This window comes from Nonomuraea sp. NPDC001684, assembly GCF_053596515.1.
This window is the reverse complement of record NZ_JBSFGJ010000703.1, coordinates 1-3091: the sequence shown is the minus strand read 5'-3', so window position 1 is coordinate 3091 and position 3091 is coordinate 1. Positions and strand designations below refer to the sequence as shown.

The window sequence follows — 3091 nt, the reverse complement described above, 5'->3', positions numbered from 1 at the left end:
CGGCGCTCGCCGCGGGAGCCCGCCGCGCCGCGGCCGTGATGGTGTCGCGGGCGCGCGAGCTGGCCGCGCAGCTGGGCGCCACGCCGCTGCTCGAACAGCTCGACGTGTTCGGACGGCGGGCCCGCGTCGGCGGCGCCGACGAGCCCGAGGGGCCGCCGCTGGGGCTGACCGCGCGCGAGCTGGAGGTGCTGCGCGAGGTGAGCAACGGGCGCAGCAACCGGGAGATCGCCGCGGCGCTGTTCATCTCGGTGAAGACGGTCAGCGTGCACGTCTCCAACATCCTGGCCAAACTGGGCGTCGCCACCCGCGGCGAGGCGGCGGCCACGGCCCACCGGCTGGGCCTGTTCGGGTGACCGCGTAGGCGCGAGGTCAGCCGGTGAGCTGGGCCTCCAGGCGGTAGCCGTCCACCGTGACGTAGACCTGGTCGCCGGGGCGGGCGTTCAGGCGCATGAGCACCGGCTGCAGCGAGTCGAAGACCGGCTGGTGGCCCTGCCAGACCAGCACGATCGCGTTGTCGCCGGGGCCGGTCACCGACAGCAGGGTGCCCGGACGCATGCCGAGCTGGGCCGCGTAACCCTCCGGCACCGGCACCGGGCCGCCCCTGAGGTGTTCCGGGGTGACCTCGATGCGCTGCCAGCGGCGCGGGTCCGACGACGGGCTCGGCAGCGGCGGAGGCGGCGTGGACGGCGTTCCGGCCAGGCTGCCGGGCAGCATGCCGGACCGGCCGCCGGACAGCGCCGACAACGTGGCCAGGGCCGCCGAGGGGTCGATCGAGTTCGCGCCCGCCGTCGGGATGGGCTGGCCGCCCCGGTGGTGGTGGCCGTTGGCGCCGGGCGTGCGGCGGGGGAGCGGCTGGGCGGGCTGCGGGGAGGCGTCCGCCGGGCCGGGGGCCGACTCCGAGGGCAGGGCGTCGAGCCACGCCTTGGCGGAATGGGCGCGGATGCCCAGCTCGGCCAGCAGCTCGACGACGTCGGTGTCCGGCGGGGCGGCGGCCAGGAGCTGCCGCGTACGGGCCTGGAGGCCGTGGATGTCGCCGACGACCAGCCAGCCGTCCTGGAGGCGGCGGTCGGGCATGAGCGTCACCAGGACCCGCCACAGGGGCGTGCGCAGCGACGGGACCATCGCCGGGTGGGCCGGGTCGGCGCCGATGAGCTGCTCCTCGGTGGCCGCCGCGCCGAGCCATTCGGTGAGCCGGAACATGTGGCCGGTGACCGGCGCCGACTCCGACGAGCGCAGCCAGTGCAGGACGCGTTCCTCGGCGGTGCGCTGGGCCTGGGAGAGCACGTCGCGGTCCACCAGCAGCTTGTGCGCCAGGGTGCGCAGGCTGACCGGGTCCTCGGCGAACAGCCGGTGCACGGCGACGGCCAGCTCCAGCTTGTCCAGGCCGCGGAACAGGCCGTCCACGACGCGGACCATCGCGTGGTCGGGGTCGGCGTGCACCGGGCCGGGAGCGGCCGTCCCGCCGGGGACTGGGGCGGTGTACGGGGGGCCGTCGGCGCCGGCCTGCGGGCCGCCGTCCGGACGCCCGCCGGTGGGCCGCTGCGGCAGCCGCGCACCACCCTGCGCCGGGAAGGACCCGGTCTGAGGCCCGCTGGACGGCTGCGCCGGGAACGAGCCGGTCTGAGGGCCGTTGGCGGGCTGTACGGGGAACGAGCCGGTCTGAGGGCCGTTGGCGGGCTGTGCGGGGAACGAGCCGGTCTGGCGGCCGCCTTCGGGCTGGGCCGGGAACGAGCCGGTCTGGCGGGTGGCGTCGGGCTGGGCGGCGAAGGAGCCGGTCTGGTGTCCCTGGGCGTTCTCCGGCGGCGGGGGGAACGAGCCGGGCTGCTGGGCGGCGGGGCGGGCCGCGGCCGGGCGCTGCGGCAGGCCGCCCTCACCGGCCGGGGCCGGGCGCGGGGCGCCCTGGGGCTGGGCCGGGAAGGCGTCGCTGTGCGGGGTGAAGGCGGCGGGCGGGCGCTGGGGGCCGCTGGCGGGCTGGGCGGCGTACGCACCGGCTTCGGCCACCGGGACGGCCGGGAAGGACCCCGTCGCGCCGCGCGCGAGCGGACGGGTGACGTCCGGCGAGCCGGACTGCTGGGCGGGTACGGCCTCCCGCTGCGCCGGGATGCGCCCGAGCACCTCGCGCAGGACCGAGCCGACCACCACCTCGGGCGTCGCGGACGGGGTGGCGAGATCGCCGGGCGACAGGCGGCGCAGCCGCTGCCAGCCGCCGAGCCCGGTGATCGCCGTACGGGTGGCCTCCGGCCAGCCGGGCAGCGCCGGATCGACCTGATGGACGGCGAGCGCGGGAAGCAGGTCCACCAGCGGCAGATGGTCCCAGCGGGAGGAGATCAGCCGGGCGAGTCGTTCGCAGACCCAGTCGAGACCCGCCGTGCCGAGCGCCCTGGACACCGCGAGCGAGGACCACCACCCCGCCGGCAGCCGCGGATCACCCAGCACCTCGGCCACCTGCTGAGGGCGGCTCCAGCGCAGAGCAGGGACGAGGTCGCTCAGGCAGATCGATGACTCGACTTCCATCGGCGGACCCTAACCTCCCCAGTGGGCCGCGTGGGCAACCCGGTACGCATGTGGCTAATGGTGCAGCCTACGCGGCAAGCTATCAATCAGTGTGAATAGGGTAAAGACGGTTCAGATCAAAACCGTACCGTGGACGGCCGCCCACCTGGGCCACACATTGCGCACCGGCACGGCAACCCGCCTCCAGCGCGAGCGCGGCGTCCGCCCCCTGGAGGGTGGCGGTGAGATACCCGGCCGCGAAGGCGTCACCGGCGCCCGTGGAGTCCACGACCTCGGCGGACACGCCCGCGCACGTCGCCGTGACCTTGCCGTCCACCGCCACCAGCGCGCCCTCGGCGCCCAGTTTCACGACCGCTGTGCCGTACGTCTCACTCAGCAGCACGGCGGCCCGCTCCGGCGACGGGACGCCGGTCAGGACCAGCGCCTCGTCCAGGTTCGGGATGATCAGGTCGGCCGCGGACGTCTCCTGCATGAAACGTTCGACGCCGAATCCTCGCTGGGCACGGGGTTGCCGGTGGAGCGGATCGTCCCGCTCGTGCGCGACGCGCCGGCCGGGGGCACGGCCAGGTCCGGAGCC

General features: G+C 76.0%; 3 protein-coding genes. 1 reads left to right on the top strand and 2 read right to left on the bottom strand.

What is annotated here, in order from left to right:
• Positions 1-353 (top strand): response regulator transcription factor (locus ACWCSD_RS50395; protein ID WP_449926613.1); only part of this gene is annotated, 353 nt, incomplete at its 5' end.
• Positions 354-369: 16 nt separating this feature from the next.
• On the opposite strand, the gene ACWCSD_RS50390 is transcribed toward ACWCSD_RS50395, so the two are convergent.
• Entirely contained in the window at positions 370-2514 is a 2145-nt protein-coding gene (locus tag ACWCSD_RS50390; RefSeq protein ID WP_449926611.1) for a hypothetical protein, read from the bottom strand.
• A gap of 82 nt (positions 2515-2596) precedes the next feature.
• On the bottom strand, positions 2597-3091 hold a 495-nt coding region (locus tag ACWCSD_RS50385; protein ID WP_449926608.1), incomplete at its 5' end, for a carbohydrate kinase family protein.

Bases quoted from the DNA above. Each gene is read 5' to 3' on its own strand.
- ACWCSD_RS50390 (WP_449926611.1), bottom strand. From the start codon at position 2,514: ATGGAAGTCGAGTCATCGATCTGCCTGAGCGACCTCGTCCCTGCTCTG.